Annotated in this window: 1 protein-coding gene; it reads left to right on the forward strand. The window is 68.8% G+C overall.

Features of this window, described 5'->3' with window-relative positions; translation table 11 throughout:
• Positions 1-214 (forward strand): N-acetyltransferase (locus tag HKX41_10510; GenBank protein ID NNC24565.1); only part of this gene is annotated, 214 nt, incomplete at its 5' end.
• Positions 215-420 lie beyond the last annotated feature (206 nt).

Consider the following 420-nt stretch of genomic DNA (forward strand, 5'->3'; position numbering starts at 1 on the left):
CGAAGCCGAACTCGATTACCAACTGCGCGGCGACCAGCTCGTCATCACCCACACCGGCGTGCCCGAGGCCATCGGCGGCCGCGGCATCGCCAGCGACCTGGTCCGCGCCGCGTTCGAGTACGCGCGCGGGGCCGGCCTGAAGGTGTGGCCGGCGTGTTCCTATGCCGCGGTCTGGGCCGAGCGTCACCCGGAATACTCGCAACTGCTGGCCTGAGCTGGCCCGGCCCGGCCGGCCCGGCGCGAAGCCGCAACGCCCTGTGGGAGGGGCTTCAGCCCCGACGCTTTCTTCTCAGATCGCCGATAACTCCCTGCTTGCCCGAGAGAAAGGCCTCAGGGCTCGAGCCCCTCCCACAAAAGCCGAGCGATGCGAGGTCGTTGCCTTCGTTGTTGTGGGAGGGGATTGCCGGAATCCTCATCGCG

It is taken from the genome of Salifodinibacter halophilus (genome assembly GCA_012999515.1).
Lineage (GTDB): Bacteria > Pseudomonadota > Gammaproteobacteria > Nevskiales > Salinisphaeraceae > Salifodinibacter > Salifodinibacter halophilus.